Genomic DNA, 13,164 nt, shown 5'->3' on the forward strand with positions numbered 1-13,164 from the left:
GCGCACAAACGCGAAAAAGTGCGATATCGGCCTGCGTCGGCAAGCCGGCCAAGGACGATCAGGCCACATCGACCAGCACGATTTCGCTGTCTTCCAGCGCCGTCACCTTGAGCAGCGTCTCCTGCTCGATCGCCACCCCGTCACGGGCCTTGGCTTGCAAACCGTTCACTTCGATCCGTCCCTTGGCTGGTACCAGGTAGCCGCGGCGGCCCTCATCGAGGCGGTACTCGGCGCTTTCACCGGCGCGCAGGGTCGCGGCCACCAGGCGCGCGTCGGTGCGGATGCGCAGGCTGTCGTCATCGCCTTCGCGGCCGCTGGCCAGGGTCACGAAGCCTTCGCCACGTTCACCCTTGGGGAACGGGCGGCTACCCCAGGAGGGCGCGTCACCGACCTTTTCCGGGATGATCCAGATCTGGAAGATCCGCGTGTCGACCTTCTCCAGGTTGTACTCGCTGTGGACGATGCCGCTGCCAGCGCTCATGACCTGCACGTCGCCGGCCTCGGTACGGCCCTTGTTGCCCAGGCTGTCCTGATGGGTGATGGCGCCTTCGCGAACGTAGGTGATGATCTCCATGTCACGGTGCGGGTGCGGTGGGAAGCCTGCACCGGCGGCGATGAGGTCGTCGTTCCATACGCGCAGGTTGCCCCAGTGCATGCGTGCCGGGTCATGGTACTCGGCGAAGGAGAAGTGATGATGGGCGTCGAGCCAGCCGTGGTTGGCGTGGCCAAGGCTTTCGAAGGGTCGCAGTTGCAGCATGGTCGTGCTCCTCTGATTCGTTGGAATGGGGCCATGATGCGCGCCTTAAATATCGATAAAAAGCGTAAATATCGGCTTGTTACTATCTACAAATACGATATTTACTTGTGCGACTCCGCATGCGGTTCATCGCCTAATCCCATGATCCATAAGCATTCGCTGGCACTTTTATGCGGATGAGGCGAACATGCCGGCTGTTCTGATTTTCAATGGAGTGACCGTGCCGCACGAGCATCCCCGGGCCCCCGCCGACCTGACCCCTCCCGCCCAGTTGCCCTGGTTGCGCCGCCTGGCCGCCCGCCTGTTGGGGCGAGGCTTGTCGCGCCTGCAGGCGCAGCACCGCGACTCCTGGTTCCTCGGCCACGCCACGGGGCAGCGCAACGGCCATGCCGATGGCTTGCGTGAGGGCTACGAGCAGGGCCGGGCCGCTGGTTTCGAGGCCGGGCGCCAGGTCCTGGTGATCCGCGATACCCGCCCGGAGAATGCCGGTGTGCCGGGGCAGGACGACAACCTGTTCGACGACTGGCGCCTGCCGTTGACCGCTGAGCTGAAAAAGCGCTTCAAGGCTGATGTCGCCAGGCGTCTGCCTGCCGAGGCGCAACCGAGCGCGGCACAATGGAAGCTGATCTTCAGCGACACACCCTCGACCTGCGTCGTGGCCGGCGCCGGTGCCGGCAAGTCGACCTCGCTGGTGCTGCGCATCCTGCTGTTGCGTCATTACTTGGGCTTCGAGCTCGATGCCCTGACCGTGGTGACCTTCACCCGCGAGTCGCGCCGTGATTTCATCCAGCGCCTGCTGCAGGTGTTCGCCCTGTGGCAGCTTGAACTGTCGCCTGCCCAGGGGCGGGAGCTGGTGCGTACATTCCATTCGCGCATCCTGCCGCTGGTGCGCAGCCTGCCGGGCTTCGCCCAGGTGCGGGCGTTCGAGACCCTGGGCAACGAGATGCCCGCAGGCGGCGAGGCGAACGCTGACAGCAACCCGTTCGACCTGCGCCTGAACGATGCCCAGCGCCAGCAGCTCAACCAGTGCTACAGCGACCTGCTGGGCCAGAGCCCACGTTTCGCCCAGTTGGTCGGCGCGTTGCGCCAGGAGGCGCTGCTGCTCAAGCCGCTGGACCCGGACCACCCGGATGTGCAGAAGCGTGTGCAGGTAACCCAGCTGGCCGCCCAGCGCGACGAGGAACTGTGCGATGTGATCGAGGACCTGTGGTTCGCCGCTGGTGCCTGGCCGATCAAGGGTATCGAGCCGTGCCGGGACACGGTGCAGATCCGTGGCAGCCGCTTTCATGTCCATGGCCGCCTGGAAGGGCTGGACGCCTGGGTGGTGCTGGGCTTCGACCCGTCCGAAAGCGCCCAGTACCAGCGCCCGGGCGCCAAGCTGGCGGTGCGCGCGGAATGGGCGGTGAAGCGCACCCTGTTTCAAGCTTTCTGCGATAAACAATTGATATGGTTAGATAATTACGCGTCGGCAAAGCGGCTTGCCACGTCCTTGGCGGGTGATGCCGTGGCCGGTCCGGGCTTCGAGTACAAGGTCAAGGGCGAGCTGGCCCCGGCGCCCTTGCTCGACGCCTTCGTCAGCGCCGCGAGTTTCATCGAGAACCTCGGCCTGGACGTCAACAACGCCGTCGCCGCCATGAGCTTCCCGTCCGGCGACAGCGACGCGGCATTCTTCGAGGCCCTCGCGCTGTTCTGGAAGGCACTGGAAGCACACTTGCTGGCGCAGTCGCCGCCGGTGCTGACCTACAACCGCATGTTTGCCCTGTTCGGCGAGAACAACCCGGAGAATCTCGGTTTGCTGCCCGATCCCTTGCTGCGCCCATTGGCGCACCTGATGATCGACGAGTTCCAGGACGTCTCGCCGCAGATCGTCAGCTGGCTGCGTGCCTGCCTCGCCGAAATCCGCCGCCGTGGGCCGGCCATGCACAGCGGGCGGGTGGCGCAACATTCATCGCTGATGTGCGTGGGCGACGACTGGCAGTCGATCTACGGTTGGCGCGGCAGCTCGCCGAAATACTTCATGGAGTTCACCAAGGCCTTCCCGTCACCGGCCAACACGCGGGTGATGCTGGTGGAGAACTACCGCAGCCAGCAGCACATCATCGAGGCCGCCGAGCACCTGGTCAAAGGCACCCCGGCCATCTCCGGCAAGAAAGCCAGGGCCAGCGGATTGGCGGCCGAGCTGCCACTGTCGCCGGTGAAGGTCTTCGACCGGGACGAGGCGGCACTGGCCGAAACCGTGATCGAGCATTACCAACGGGGTGAAACGGTCATGATGCTGTTTCGAAAATCCAGCGATAAGTTATTGATTGATCAGTATTTATCGGCAATAGTTAAAGCGGATTCTAGCTTGCCGCCCGGCCAGCGCCGCCTGCGTCAGCTGACCTATCACAGCGCCAAGGGACTGCAGGCTGAAGCGGTGTTCATGCTCGGCGATTGCCAGTACCTGACCAGCTCGCCCTACAAGAACCAGGCGTACCGCCTGGCCGGGCTGGGCAAACCAGGGGACGCCCAGGCATTCGATACGGCGCAGAAGGAAGAGGTGCAGCGCCTGGCCTATGTGGCGGTGACGCGGGCGGTCCGGCATTGCTACTGGCACGTGGAAAGAGCCAGCGGCGAGGCTGCCGCGCAGCCCCGTGCGTCGAGCCAGGTGCAGGGGCGGCAGGCCTTCTTCGAAGACCTGCGCGGTCAGTAGCCTCAGTTGTTAGGGTCGCGGCGGCGGGTCAGGCGCAGGTAGAGGGCGTCCTCGTCCTGTTCCAGGCCCAGCGCCATGCGGTTCATGCCCGCGACGTAGTCGTCGCTGGCAATGGGCTCGCGCAGGGGCTGGCCATCTTCGACCAGCGGGCTGCGGCCCAGGGCCTGGGTCAGCGCTTCGATTACCGGCGGTTCCAGCGGGCCGTCGAGGTCGCTGCCGTCGAGGTAGTCCATGCCGGTGTCCCAGCGTGTTCTGAGCGTCGCGAAGCGGGCACTGTTCTCCCGGCGCAGCAGGCGCCGCCAGCCCGGTTGCCGGGCGATCCACTGGCGGCGCGCCTCGGCGTCCTGGTCCCGGGCATCGACCTCTTCGAGCACCGCTTCCTCGGTCCTCGGTGAGATTTCAGCCGTGTGCCGGTACAGCATGGCCTGCTGGGGTTCGGGGAAGTCCAGGCGGCTGGCCAGGCCGCTGCGCAGGGCCAGGCGGATCTCGATCAGGTCCAGGCCTTCACCGAGGCCATTGTGCAGCACGTCGTCCGGCAATGTGTCGAAGCGATGCAGGGCAGGCAGCACGGGCCTGGCGCCGCGCGCGGCCAGCGGCCGGGCGGCCCAGGCATCCAGTGCGCGCAGCGCATCGCGCCGGGCCACGCGGGCGTTGAACAGGTCCTGGGCCAGCGTATTCACCTGGTCACGCCGGAACAGGCGCCGAAAGAACTGGAACAGCGGCGGCGAGGCTACCTCCGCGCCTGCGGCCTCATCGTAGGCCATCACTTCTATCTGCAAGGTGCCGAAACCATCGGCGCCGGCATCGCCACAGCTCACCGGGAATTCGCCGGCCACCTCGTCCAGGCGGGCGCGCAAGCGGGCACTGGTGCTTGCACGCTCGAGCAGTGTCCATACCTGATGGGCAAATGCTCGGGGCTGGCGACGGGCACTGGCCGACATGCCGGCCTGTTCGACAACTTGGCGCAGGTTGACATTGCCGTCTGCATCGAACAGCGCTTCCCAGGTTGCCCGTTGTTGCCGGCTGGCGTTTTGCAACCAGTCGATTCGCAGTGGTGCAGTGGTGGCGTCGATGCCCTCGACACGTTGTTCGACCGACGCGCCGACAATCTGCAGGCTTTCGCGGGTGGCCTCGTCCAACGGGTTGTAGTTGAACCGCCAGCGGTACTGCGCACGCCTGGCCAACAGTGCATCCAGGTAGGGGGATGACAAGAGCGCGGGTAGCCCCGGTACTTGCTCAATGCTGTTCATGCTCAGGTCGACCATCCGCAACATGCAGGGATTGCGCTGCATCAGGCCGCTCAACCCAGTGGGCCACAGGCGCAGTTGGCTGTTGTCCAGGCGCAAGGTGGCGAGGTTGTCCAGACCTGTCAGGTTGGGGCTGATGGCGAGGGGGTTGTCGCTCAGGTGCAGGTGGCGCAGTGTTCGCATCGTACTGAACGTATTCGCCATGTTGGCGTCCAGCGCAATACGATTGGCTCGAAGGTCCAGGGTTTCCAGCGGCAGGCCGGTGAGCATTTGCAGGTCATGCAAGGTGAGCATCAGCTGGTGATGTGGCATTTCCAGGCTACGCAGGCCGTGCAAGGTGGGTAGCACCTCATGGGCCACGGCGGGCAGCTCGCCCAAGTGCGTGCCGCTCAAGCGCAGTTCCCGCACCTGCGGGGCGTTGCGCAATGCCTGCAGGATCGAGCTGGCGCTCAACTGGGGGCTGTTTCGTACATCCACCCGCCTGAGCGATGGGAAAGCCTGCAGGAGATCGGCGGGCATCTCGATCACGTTGAGATTGTCCAGCGACAGCGTGGTGATGTGGTCGAAGCGTGCCGTGAGTGTCGGCAGGGCGTCGAGGGCGACATTGGAGAGGCTCAGCATTTCGCCGTCCAGGCGTTGCCACGCCCGGACGAGCTGGACGGCGATCCTGATGTAATAGGCACCGACTTCCTCACCCCAGTCGTGGGCGCCTCTGGCGGCCCAGGCATGCAGCTGCTCGCGCAGCGAGGACAGCTGGGTGCGCAGTGCCTGGATCTGTTCGGCCACATTTCCCCGGACACGCAGGGTGGCCAGCAATTGGCGGACCTCGCGACCGTTCAGCCCTGGGTACAGGGCATGCAGTTCGCGCTCTGCCCGCGAGGCGAATACCCCGGGGCTCAGTGGATAGCCGTAACGCCCTTCGCTCAGGCGCAAGGGTGAGCGCCAGCCCGGTCGCACGGGTTTCTGGCCGAGCAGGCGTACTGTCGCCGGGCGGTTGGCCAGGGCGGCGTGATAGCGCTGTTCGGCCGTCCATTGTGGGTGTGCGGCCAACAGACTATCGCTGATGAGCCGGCTGTCGTCATTGGCCAGGCTCGAGCGGTACAGACCCAGGATCGCCCGATCCACCCGGCACCGGGCCTGCATCAGCCGCGCCTCTTCGGCCAGTCGCAGGGGGACTCTTCCGCTGCGCAGGGCCTGGCGTTCGGCGCCGTTGGCCGCGTCCACCAACTCATCCAGTGCTTGGCTGGGCAGGCCGGGGAACACGCGGCCGATCATCAGCGCCGGCGCAGAAGCCGGTGTGGATGGATTGTACGGGATGTTGATGCTGTCGGCCTTGATGCGACGCAGGGCGTCCTCGAGCAGCGCCGGAGGGCGCCTGCCATCGACGTGAGCCTGCTCGAGCACACCGCGTTCCAGGTCGGTACTGTCGAGTACCGCAATCAGTTCCTCATCGGTCAAGCCGCTGGCCAGCGGGCCGAACCGGCGCATCAGCTTGACCCGCCCCCAGTCCTGTGGTCGTTCGTGCGCCATGCGCCAGGCCCCGCGGCCATTGCCGTGCAGCCGTGGCTGATAGGCCCGTGGGTTGGCCGGGTGGACAACACGCCAGTGTCCCTCGGGGTCTTGGCGGATCTCGTGCAGTGTATTGTCCAGGTCGACGAAATGCCGGTCGTCATGGCGCAAGACACCTTGCTCGTCCGGCTGCAGATCAGCCGGCAACTCGACCGGGCTGCGGTACTGCTCTAGCTGGGGGTGCCATAGCCGCTCCTCGCCATCCAGCCAGAGGCTTTGCATCCAGTCGACGAAGCCGGTGGCTTCTGCCAGTTTGGCGGCACCGGCAATGGCGGCCACACTGCCCAGGTTGACCAGCAGCGACTCGACCTGGTTTACCGCTTCGGCGTTGTCACCTTCGGACCAGGCTTCGAAACCGTGGAAAATGCTGGCCATGACCTGGCCCGCGCCCACGGCCAGCATGACGACGTCCAGGCCGGGGACGAACATGGCCGCCACGCCGAGCAGGGTCAGGCCACGCTCGCGCCACAACGCCAGGCGCTCACGTCTGGCCCTGGCATCGATGTCCGCCGTTGGCACCGCGATGCGGCGGGCGTCCTCCTGCAGGCGCTGGACATGGTCATTGAACAGCTTGGGCCATACCGGGAAGGCGACCGCGACTTCATGGATCGCCAGTGCCGGGAAGAGGGTGGGACGCGGTAAATCCTGCTCCTGTCGCGAGGTGGTGGCCGGCAATCCTTGCCAGGGATGTGTGCCGGGCTCGGTTTCGGCGAAGGCGGGGGACGGTGTTTCCAATGGGCTCATACCGCCTGCGGTGGCTTCGAACAGTCTGGCACTGAGCTTGTTCGCCATTAGCGGGCGGTCTTTCAGGGCGACGTGCTCCAGGAAGCGTTCGCGGTAGGCAGGTTCCAGCAAGCGACGGCGCAGGTACCTGGCGAAGGCCAGGCGGTTGTGGAATTCCTGCACCGGTTGCGCGTCGTCGAAAGGCAGGTAGGCGATGCAGTTCGGCGTGGACTGGCTGCTGGATGTCAGCAGCAACAGATCGTGCAACTGGATATCAAGCATGCGCAAGACCGCTACCTTGGCCGGTGCTCCTCGGTAGCAGGGCGGCGAGTCCGTGCTACAGAGCTGTTGCAGGGCCTGGAGGCCGTCGTCTGTCAGGTGTCCGCGCATTCGCGCGATCAACGCCTGCACCGTGAGTTCATCGCGTCGGGCCTGGCTCCACACGCCGCGCAACAGCGCTTTACGCTGGCCGCCGTAGATTTCCTGCAGGTGCTCCTGATAGCGCTGCCCCAGGTCGAGTGCACGGCAATGGGTGGCAAACGCACTGGTGTTCAGGCCGGGTAGTGCGCTGCTGTCGTCGGCACTGACTTGCAGGGTGCTGAAAGGGCCGACCTCGGCCACGCCTTCGAAATTGTGCAGGGCCGCTTCGAGCAGGCTGGTGAGACTGGCGGTGCCGGCAGGTTCCTCGATCGAGGTCGGTGTGCGGGGGGCATGATGGGACGCGTCCGGGTCGGGGAATTCGCCGCCCAGGCTCGACGTGTACGGCTGATGCCTGAATTGGGCCTGTGTCAGCGCCACCTGAATGCCCAGCCGTGCCTGCAGAAGCGGCTCGCAGAACTCGGTGATACCGCGCAAACCCTGGAGTGCCTTGGCCAGTGCCTGGAGGCTCGTCGTGCGCTGCTTGATGGCCTGGCGCAACTCGGCCTGGCGGGCGGCCGGGGCCAGGGCGAACCAGGGGGCTGGCTGCCCGTCTTGCTGGATATGCTCGCGGTGGGCTCGGCGCAGCAGTCTGCTGACGTGGTGGGGGGGCAGGTGCCTGGTCCAGCCTGGCAGGCTGCGCAGGATCTGTTGCTGGTGGTAGGGCGGTTCGCTGTAGTGCATGGTCGCATTCCAATGGGTGGGAGCGGCCATTGAAGTGCAAGGGGTGGCGCCTGGGGCGTTACATGATTGCCGCCGCCACCAGGGCAATGGCTGACACGCCCACGGCCGTTTGCCCCACAGCGGCTGCGCTGTACCCACCGTCGATCATTGACGCCAACGGCCTAAGGTATCTTCGCAGGGCGGCTGCTATGGTCTAGGCAAAGCCTGATCGTGGAGCTTCGCCATGCCAGCTTTCGCCATACTTCGTATCGACCATGTCGTCCTGCGCGTCAGCGACCTGACCCGCAGCCTGGCTTTCTATCACGAACTGCTCGGCTGTCCGGTGCGCAAGCGTCGGGACACGCTGGGGATGATCCATCTCGGCGCCGGTGACGGCCTGATCGACCTGGTGGCGGTCGACGGCCCGTTGGGGCGCCAGGGCGGCGAGGCGCCCGGCCAGTGTGGGCACAATGTCGATCATGTCTGCCTGCGCATCGAACCGTTCGACGAGCAGGCGCTGAGCGTAATGCTGGGTGAGGCCGGCGTCAGGGTGGAGGCTGCCGAGAAGCGTTACGGCGCCGAAGGTGAGGGTATGTCGCTGTACTGCTTCGACCCGGACGGCAACCGGGTCGAGCTCAAGGGGCCGCCATTGCCGGGTTGAAGCCTAGGCGTCGCCCGTCCCCAGCAGCAACCCAACCTGCTGGCGCCTTGGCAAGCGTCGCACCACCAGTTGGTGCGAGCGGCGCAGCAGGTCGCTCAGCTCGTCGTGGCCCATGGGATAGGGCGGCAGCATGCTGATCCACTTTGCCCGTGCCAGGTAGGGGGCCGGGCGGATGCCGGGGCGGTCGCAATAGCCCAGGAACAGCTCGTCGGCCACCTTGAACGACAGGCCCGCGCCGCCCAGGTCCTGCACGGCGAACATCTTGTTGCCGGCCACCGAGAATACGCGGATGCCTCCCCATTTATAGTCTTCCTGCGCGCCCGGCAGGGCCAGGCACAGCGCCGCGACTTGCTCCTCGGACATCCTTTTCTCAGACATAACGCTCTCCACAGGCCTCGAACGAGGTCGCCAGGTGATCGATCCATGCGCGTACCGCCGGCAGCAGGCCGCGCCGGTGCGGGTAGACCGCCTGCAGGTAGCCTCCAGGCAGCGACCAGTCTGGCAGCAGGCGCACCAGTTCGCCACGGGCCAGCTCCTCCTCGCAGAACATCGACGGCAGGGCGGTGAAGCCCAGGCCGGCGCGTACCGCGGCATTGCGCACGACGAAGTCGTCGATGGCCAGGCGCGGCTCCAGGGCAACTTCCTCCTGCCGGCCGTTGGGGCCATGCAGGCGAAAATGCACCAGCCGGTCGGCCTCGGCAGCGCCCAGCACCGGCAGGGTCGCCAGTTGCGCGGGCTCGCGGACATGGTCGGCAAACCCTGGTGCGGCCACCAGTTGCATCTGCGCCTGGCGCAGGCGCCGGGTGACCAGGGCCGGGTCCTCATCGCCCAGATCGCGCACGCGCAGGGCCACGTCGATGCCTTCGGAGATCAGGTCGACCCGGCGGTTGAGCAGCACCATGTCCAGTTGCACCAAAGGGTACTGGGCGAGGAAGCGGCTGATGATATCCGGCAGGAATGCATGGGCCAGGGCGACGGGGCACGATACGCGCAGCCGGCCGCGGGGCTCGCTGGACATGCTGGCCACCACTTCGTCGGCCATCTCCGCCTCCAGCAGCATCGCCTGGCAATGGCTCAGGTAGCGCTCGCCCACGGCGGTGAGCTTGAGTTGCCGGGTGGTGCGCTGCAGCAGGCGCGTGCCCAGGCGCTCCTCCAGCTCGGCGATGCGCCGCGACAGGCGCGACTTGGGTATGCCCAGCTGGCGCCCGGCGGCAGCGAAGCCACCGGCTTCGACCACCCGGGCGAAGTAGAAGAGATCGTTGAGGTCTTGCATTTGACAGTCTCATTGTTCCATCAGTGGAACAAACTAACGCGTTTTTGCCGACTTATCAGCTATTCGATGTGCCGGTAGGATTCTCTCCATCGTGATCGCCCACCGCCGCGGTCTTCATTCACAGGAGAGTCCCATGAAACTGTTGCATATCGATTCGAGCATCCTGGGCGACAATTCCGCCTCCCGCCAGCTGAGCCGCGAAGTGGTCGAGGCCTGGAAGGCCGCCGATCCGAGCATCGAGGTGGTCTACCGCGACCTGGCCAGCGACGCCATCAGCCACTTCTCCGCCGCCACCCTGGTAGCCGCCGGTACCCCCGAGGAAATGCGCGATGCCGCCCAGGCTCATGAAGCCAGCCTCAGTGCCGAGACCCTGGCAGAATTCCTCGCCGCCGACGCGGTGGTGATCGGTGCGCCGATGTACAACTTCACCGTGCCGACCCAGCTCAAGGCCTGGATCGACCGCGTGGCGGTAGCTGGCCAGACCTTCCGCTACACCGAAGCCGGCCCGCAAGGCCTGTGCGGTGACAAGAAAGTGATCCTGGTGTCCACCGCCGGTGGCCTGCACCAGGGCCAGCCGACCGGTGTTGGCCATGAGGACTTCCTCAAGGTGTTCCTCGGCTTCATCGGCATCACCGACCTGGAAATCGTCCGCGCCCACGGCCTGGCCTATGGCCCGGAGCACCGCGCCAAGGCCATCGATGCCGCCCAGGCGCAGATCGCCGGTGAGCTGTTCGCCGCTGCCTGATCGTTGCCATCGATTCAAAGCCGGCTGTCGCCTCGTGCGCCAGCCGGCTTTTTTCATCCAGTTTTCATGTGGCGCCAGCGCACCGGGTTCTATGCTGGCATCCATACCCGTGTACCGCGCAGTGCCTTGAACCTGGGAGCGCCCTGCGATGAAGCGAAGCAGCCTGCTGATGGCGCTACTCCTGCTGGGCGGCCTGTTGGCCCGCGCCGATGCAGCGCCGTGGGTGGCCGGATTGCACCGGCTGACCTTGGTCGACCCGGTGGACGCCAAGCCCATGCAGGCCCTGGCGTTCTACCCCTCCAGCGGCGAGGCGCGCCCGGTGCGTATCGAGGGCTACCAGACCCGTGTCGCCGAAGAGGCGCCGGTAGCCATGGGCCAGTTCCCGCTGCTGGTGATCTCCCACGGTAACACCGGCAGCCCGATGGCCCTGCATGACCTGGCCAACGGCCTGGCCCGGCAGGGCTTCGTGGTGGTGGCGGTGGTCCATCCCGGCGACAACAACCGCGACCATAGCCGCCTGGGCACCCTCAGCAACCTCTATGGCCGGCCGCTGCAGATCAGCGCCGCGATTACCGCAGCGCGAAACGACAGGCTGCTCGCGCCATACCTGAATGATGGCAAGGTCGGGGTGATTGGCTATTCCGCCGGTGGCGAGACCGCGCTGATCCTTTCTGGCGCGCGGCCCGACCTCGAACGCCTGCGCCGCTACTGCGAGCAACGCCCCGGTGACGCCGACGCCTGCAAGACCCATGGCGTGCTGATCGCCGATCACAGTGAACTGGCACCCCGCGCCGATCCCCGTGTAGGCGCGGTGATGCTGATGGCGCCGTTGAGCCTGATGTTCGGTCGCCACGCCCTGGCCGGCGTGCAGGTGCCGGCGCTGATCTACAGCGGCGACAACGACCAATTACTGGCCCTGGAGCACAACGCCGATGCCCTGGCGCGCAAGCTGCCGGTAACACCTGACTACCGCCTGCTGGCCGGTGCCGGGCATTTCGTGTTCATGGCCCCCTGCGACGACGAGCAACACCTGCGCATGCCGGTACTGTGCAAGGACGCCGAGGGCGTCGACCGTCGGCATATCCATCACTCGCTGCGCAGCGAGACCACGGCCTTCTTCAGCCAGGCCCTGGGCGCACCGGAGCCCGCCGAACGTTCAGCCGCGGCGGGCCAGCAACAGGGTCAGGCCCACCCCTGACAAGGCGAGCAGGGCGGCGACGGCGAAGATCGAGGCATACCCCAGGTGTACTGCCACCGCGCCCATCACCGGGCCGGCGATGGCCAGTGCCAGGTCGAAGAACACCGCGTAGGCGCCCAGCCCAGCGCCACGGCTGCTGCTGGGTACCTGGCGGATCGCCTCGACCCCGAGGGCCGGGTACACCAGCGACAGGCCGAAGCCGGTCAGCCCGGCACCGAGCATCGCCCACAGCGGCGAGGGCGCCAGCCATAGCATGGTCAAGCCCAGGACCTCGGTGGCCATGCAGACAATGGCCACGTTGTAGCCGCCGAAGCGGTTGACCGCGTTGACGAACAGCAGCCGCGAGAGGATGAAGCACAGGCCGAAGGCACTCAGGCACCAGGCTGCGCCGACCCAGCCGCGCTCCAGGTAGTACAGGGTGACGAAGGTGGTCAGGGTGCCGTAGCCGATCGATGCCAGGGTCAGCCCCAGGCCGCAAGGTGCCACCCGCCCGAACGCCGACCAGAACGGCAACCGTTCGCCGCCGGCTACCACGACCTCGGGGCGCGTGCGCAGCACCAGCAGGGCCAATAGCGCCAGCACCAACAGTGCCGGCCCGAGCACGGCGAAGCTCAGGCTATCCACCAGCAGCACGCCAGCGGGCGCGCCGATGGCGATGGCGCCATAGGACGCGATGCCGTTCCAGGAAATGACCCGGGCGGTATGTTCCGGCCCCACCTGGCCAATCCCCCAGCTCAAGGTCGCGACACCGATCAGCCCCTGGGCGATCCCCAGCAGCAGTCGGCCGCCCAACAGTAGCGCCAGACTCAGCCAGGGCAGAGTAAGGGCCCAGGCCGACAGCAGGGTCAGCACGCCGCAGCCGGCGATGCCGTACAGGCCATAGCGGATGGCGCGCTTGCCGCCCAGAGTGTCCGCCACTCGCCCGGCAAAAGGCCGGCTGAGCAGGGTGGCCAGGTACTGCAGGCCGATGGTCAGGCCAGCGATCACCGCGCCGAAGCCCAGCTGATCGTGTACATGGCCAGGCAGCACCGCGATCGGCAGGCCGATGCAGAGGAAGGCGATGAAGGTGTAGAAGACGATCGAGAGGATCTGCAGGGTGGCACTGGAGGCGTGAGAGGCTGTCATGGGCTCGTTCGCGGGCGGGCGGTGGGGCTGTGCCCATCATGGCTGCGGCGCGAGGGAAAAGGAAGCAGGCTAACTAATTAAACGCAGCGCGGGG

Annotated in this window: 9 protein-coding genes; 4 read left to right on the plus strand and 5 right to left on the minus strand. The window is 66.2% G+C overall.

Going from position 1 to position 13,164, the window contains the following annotated elements; all coding sequences use genetic code 11:
• Positions 1–58: 58 nt before the first annotated feature.
• Positions 59–757, minus strand: coding sequence for a pirin family protein (locus CCOS191_RS12550; RefSeq protein ID WP_023631092.1), 699 nt, complete (start codon positions 755–757; stop codon positions 59–61).
• A 187-nt stretch (positions 758–944) separates the two neighbouring features.
• Between CCOS191_RS12550 and CCOS191_RS12555 the strand changes: the two genes are divergently transcribed.
• Positions 945–3,449, plus strand: a complete 2,505-nt coding sequence (locus tag CCOS191_RS12555) for a UvrD-helicase domain-containing protein (protein WP_046855486.1) — start codon at positions 945–947, stop codon at positions 3,447–3,449.
• Between the two features lie 2 nt (positions 3,450–3,451).
• Here the strand turns inward: CCOS191_RS12555 and CCOS191_RS12560 are convergent, their stop codons facing one another.
• Positions 3,452–8,089, minus strand: coding sequence for a dermonecrotic toxin domain-containing protein (locus CCOS191_RS12560; RefSeq protein ID WP_046855487.1), 4,638 nt, complete (start codon positions 8,087–8,089; stop codon positions 3,452–3,454).
• 223 nt (positions 8,090–8,312) lie between these two features.
• On the opposite strand from CCOS191_RS12560, the gene CCOS191_RS12565 reads away from it, so the two are divergent.
• On the plus strand, positions 8,313–8,729 hold the full coding sequence (locus CCOS191_RS12565; protein ID WP_046855488.1) for a VOC family protein: 417 nt from the start codon (positions 8,313–8,315) through the stop codon (positions 8,727–8,729).
• 3 nt (positions 8,730–8,732) lie between these two features.
• Here the strand turns inward: CCOS191_RS12565 and CCOS191_RS12570 are convergent, their stop codons facing one another.
• A complete protein-coding gene (locus CCOS191_RS12570; protein ID WP_046855489.1) occupies positions 8,733–9,107 on the minus strand; it encodes an MmcQ/YjbR family DNA-binding protein in 375 nt (124 codons plus the stop codon).
• A complete protein-coding gene (locus CCOS191_RS12575; RefSeq protein WP_046855490.1) occupies positions 9,100–10,002 on the minus strand; it encodes a LysR substrate-binding domain-containing protein in 903 nt (300 codons plus the stop codon). The genes CCOS191_RS12570 and CCOS191_RS12575 overlap by 8 nt, the downstream gene beginning before the upstream one ends.
• 133 nt (positions 10,003–10,135) lie before the next feature.
• Between CCOS191_RS12575 and CCOS191_RS12580 the strand changes: the two genes are divergently transcribed.
• Entirely contained in the window at positions 10,136–10,747 is a 612-nt protein-coding gene (locus tag CCOS191_RS12580; RefSeq protein WP_046855491.1) for an FMN-dependent NADH-azoreductase, read from the plus strand.
• A 148-nt stretch (positions 10,748–10,895) separates the two neighbouring features.
• Entirely contained in the window at positions 10,896–11,945 is a 1,050-nt protein-coding gene (locus tag CCOS191_RS12585; RefSeq protein ID WP_046855492.1) for an alpha/beta hydrolase family protein, read from the plus strand.
• Here the strand turns inward: CCOS191_RS12585 and CCOS191_RS12590 are convergent.
• Positions 11,904–13,070, minus strand: coding sequence for an MFS transporter (locus tag CCOS191_RS12590; RefSeq protein ID WP_046855493.1), 1,167 nt, complete (start codon positions 13,068–13,070; stop codon positions 11,904–11,906). The genes CCOS191_RS12585 and CCOS191_RS12590 overlap by 42 nt on opposite strands.
• Positions 13,071–13,164 lie beyond the last annotated feature (94 nt).

Source organism: Pseudomonas sp. CCOS 191 (assembly GCF_001007005.1).
Classification (GTDB): domain Bacteria; phylum Pseudomonadota; class Gammaproteobacteria; order Pseudomonadales; family Pseudomonadaceae; genus Aquipseudomonas; species Aquipseudomonas soli.